Genomic DNA, 3,948 nt, shown 5'->3' on the forward strand with positions numbered 1-3,948 from the left:
CCAGACCCCCGCTCCTCAAACGCCGGAGGGGCTGGATTTTCCAGCCCGTCCGGCGTTTGAGGACGAGGCGCGGAGCGCCGATAGAAGCGGGGTGCCAGGGGCGGCAGCCCCTGGTTTCGGTGAAGGGGCGGGCCTGGGGCGCGCCCCCCCCGCGAGGGCTTACGCCGTGCCGCCGCCGTCCAGCTCGAACCACACCACCTTCCCCGCCCCCAGCGCCCGCACCCCCCACGCGTCGGCCAGCGACTGCACCAGCATCAGCCCCCGCCCATGCGTACCGTCACCGGCGTCCGGCGCCCGCACCCGCGGCCGCCGCGCCACGAAATCCCGCACCTCCACGCGAAGCCCCCGCGGCCCCACGGTGGCCGTCAGGATCGCCTCCCGGTCGGTGTGCACCAGCGCGTTGGTGACGAGTTCGCTGGTGAGCAGCTCGGCCACCTCGGTCTTTCCCGGCCTCCCCCAGTGCCGCAGCAGATCCCGCAGGGCCCCCCGGACCTCCGACACCGCACGCAGGTCGGACCGCCCGAGGCGGCGCCTGAGCTGGATGCCGCCGTCCCCCGGCACTCCGTTGACCGGCTCTTCCTCTCGATTCGGCGAGGGTGCGCCCCATCCGATGGCGGCACCCCCTCGTACATGTCTCGACATGATCCCCGCCCACCAGACGATGCCCAGGCCTCCCTGCCCGGCCTCTGACTCGAACACGCTCACGGGATGCATGCCCGCCCCTCTTGGCGCCACTCATGTCGATTCGTCAACCACCGGTCATCCAACGGGACGGATGCGCCGATGTGTTGAGGGGAAGTGAAGCCAAGTACCACTCCGGATCGACCATGTGAGGGAGCCGCCGTGCACGACGACCGACTGCTGGTGGAGGAGCGCCTGGAGCGCGCGCTGCGGCAGTTCATCCGGCCCGCGCAGTATCCGGACCGGGTGCCGCTCACGCTGTCCGCGTGGCACGCGCCGGGCGAGCCGGTGCCGGCCGCGGCGGCGCTCGCCGCCGCGTACGAGCCGTTCGCGATCGGCACGGAGTGGGGAAGCCCCTGGTCGACGAGCTGGTTCCGGCTCGAAGGGCGGGTGCCCGAGGAGTGGGAGGGGCGGCGGGTCGAGGTGGTTGTGGACCCCGGGTTCACCGGGGAGGGGCCCGGGTTCCAGGCGGAGGGCCTGGTGTACGACGCCTCGGGGGTGCCGCTGAAGGGCGTTCACCCGCGCAACCGCCATGTGCCGGTGGCCGCCCGCGCGCACGGCGGCGAGCCGGTGCGGCTGTTCCTGGAGGCGGCCGCCAACCCGACCGTCCTGCACGACTTCGTACCGACCCGGCTCGGCGACATCCTGACGGCGGGCGATCGCCCCATCTACCGATTCGCCGCTGCCGACTTGGCCGTACTGGACGAAGAGGTGTGGCAGCTGATCCTGGACGTCGAGGTCCTGTCGGAGCTGATGGCCGAGCTCGACCCGGCCCTGCCGCGGCGGCACGAGATCCTGCGGGCCCTGGAGGACATGCTCGACGCGCTCGATCTGCACGACGTGCCGGGCACGGCCGCCGCCGCGCGCGCCGAGCTCGCCGGGGCCCTGGCCCGCCCGGCGCACGCCAGCGCGCACCGCGTGTCGGCCGCCGGGCACGCGCACATCGACTCGGCGTGGCTGTGGCCGCTGCGCGAGACGGTGCGCAAGGCGTCCCGGACGTTCGCCAACGTGACGGCGCTGGCGCGGGACTACCCGGAGCTGGTGTTCGCCTGCTCGCAGGCGCAGCAGTACGCGTGGGTCAAGGAGCACCAGCCGCACATCTGGGAGCGCATCAAGAAGGCGGTGGCGGACGGCACGTGGGCGCCGGTCGGCTCGATGTGGGTGGAGTCGGACGCCAACATGCCGGGCGGCGAGGCGCTCGCGCGGCAGATCGTGCACGGCAAGCGGTTCTTCCAGGAGGAGTTCGGCGTCGAGACGGAGGAGATCTGGCTGCCGGACTCCTTCGGGTACACCGCCGCGTTCCCGCAGCTCGCGCGGCTCGCCGGGGTGCGCTGGTTCCTCACGCAGAAGCTGAGCTGGAACCAGTCCAACAAGATGCCGCACCACACGTTCTGGTGGGAGGGCATCGACGGGACGCGGGTCTTCACGCACTTCCCGCCCGTGGACACGTACAACTCCCGCTTCCACGCCTCCGAACTCGCCCACGCCGAGCGAAACTTCGCCGAGAAAGGGCGCGCGACGCGCTCCCTGGTGCCGTTCGGGTACGGCGACGGCGGCGGCGGTCCGACCCGGGAGATGCTGGAGAAGGCGCGCAGGCTGCGCTCCCTGGAGGGCTCGCCGACCGTCGCGATCGAGAAGCCGTCGGCGTTCTTCGCGGCGGCCGAGGAGGAGTACGGGGAGCGGGCGCCGGTGTGGTCCGGCGAGCTGTATCTGGAGCTGCACCGGGCGACGTACACGACGCAGGCGGCGACCAAGCGCGGCAACCGGCGCAGCGAACACGCCCTGCGCGAGGCCGAGTTGTGGTGCGCGACGGCCGCGCTCGCCGACGCGTCGTACGCGTATCCGTACGACGCGCTCGACCGGCTGTGGAAAACGGTGCTGCTGCACCAGTTCCACGACATCCTGCCCGGCTCGTCCATCGCGTGGGTGCACCGCGAGGCCCGCGAGACGTACGCGCGCGTGCTCGCGGAGCTCGACGAGCTCACCGCGGAGGCGGTGCGTCAGCTGGGCGGCGGCGGGGCCGCGGTGCTCAACTCCTCTCCGTACGCGCGCAGCGAGGTCGTCGCGCACGACGGGGCGCTCGTGCACGTCCACGTGGACGGGCTCGGCAGCCGGAGTCTGGCCGTCGCCGCGGCCCACGAGCGCGGGCCCGGCGCCGTCACCTCGGCGACGCGGACCGGCAGCGAGATCATCCTGACGAACGAGCATCTGCGCGTCACCGTCGACGCCGACGGCCTCCTCGCCTCCGTGCGGGACCTGGACCACGACCGGGAGGTCCTGGCGCCCGGCGCCCGCGGCAACCTCCTCCAGCTGCACCCGGACCACCCCACCCGCTACGACGCCTGGGACCTGGACCGGCACTACCGCCACCGGCACACCGACCTCACCGGCGCCGAGTCCGTCGAGCTGGTCGAGGACGGGCCGCTGCGCGCGTCCGTGCGAGTCCGGCGCGCCTTCGGCGACGGCTCGCGCGTCACGCAGGAGCTGCGGCTCGCCGCGGGCAGCCGCCGCATCGACGTGGTCACCGACGTGGAGTGGCGCGAGTCGGAGAAGGTGCTCAAGGCGGCGTTCCCGCTCGACGTGCACGCCGAACGGTCCGCCGCGGAGATCCAGTTCGGGCATGTGCACCGGCCGACGCACGCCAACACCGGGTGGGACGCGGCCCGCTTCGAGATCTGCGCGCACCGGTGGCTGCGGGTGGCCGAGGCGGGGTACGGGGTCGCGGTGCTCAACGACTCCACGTACGGGCACGACGTGACGCGTGCCGCGCACGCCGACGGGGTCGGGACCACCGTGCGCCTCACCCTGCTGCGTGCCCCGCACAGTCCCGACCCCGACACGGACGTCGGTGCGCACCGCTTCACGTACGCGCTGCTGCCCGGTGCGGCGGTGGGTGACGCCGTCGCCGAGGGGCTCGCCCTGAACCTGCCGCTCCGGGTCGCCGGGGCGCCGGAGGTGGCGCCGCTCGTGCGGGTCGACGGGGCGGGGGTCACGGTGGAGTCGGTGAAGCTTGCGGAGGATCGGAGCGGGGATGTGGTGGTGCGGGTCTACGAGTCGGGTGGGGGGCGGGGGCGGGGGGTGCTGACCACGTCGTTCCCTGTTGCGCGGGCCGAGGTCACGGATCTCCTGGAGCGGCCCCTGCGCCCCGCCGATGTCTCCGGGGCGGGGCTTGTGCTGTCGCTCCGGCCGTTCCAGGTGCTGACGTTGAGATTGCGCCCCGCGAAGGTTACGGACGTGGCACGTTGCGCAAGTTGGAGCGGGCCATCT

At 73.2% G+C, this 3,948-nt stretch carries 2 protein-coding genes; one reads left to right on the top strand and one right to left on the bottom strand.

The annotated features are described in order from the left end of the window. Positions 1-159: 159 nt before the first annotated feature. Positions 160-642 (bottom strand): ATP-binding protein, encoded by a 483-nt coding sequence (locus tag ACFWZ5_RS45395; protein WP_384806390.1) that lies wholly within the window; start codon positions 640-642, stop codon positions 160-162. Positions 643-843: 201 nt separating this feature from the next. Between ACFWZ5_RS45395 and ACFWZ5_RS45400 the strand changes: the two genes are divergently transcribed. Next, on the top strand, positions 844-3,948 hold a 3,105-nt coding region (locus ACFWZ5_RS45400; RefSeq protein ID WP_384893085.1), incomplete at its 3' end, for an alpha-mannosidase.

This window comes from Streptomyces sp. NPDC059003 (assembly GCF_042740445.1).
Classification (GTDB): Bacteria; Actinomycetota; Actinomycetes; order Streptomycetales; family Streptomycetaceae; genus Streptomyces.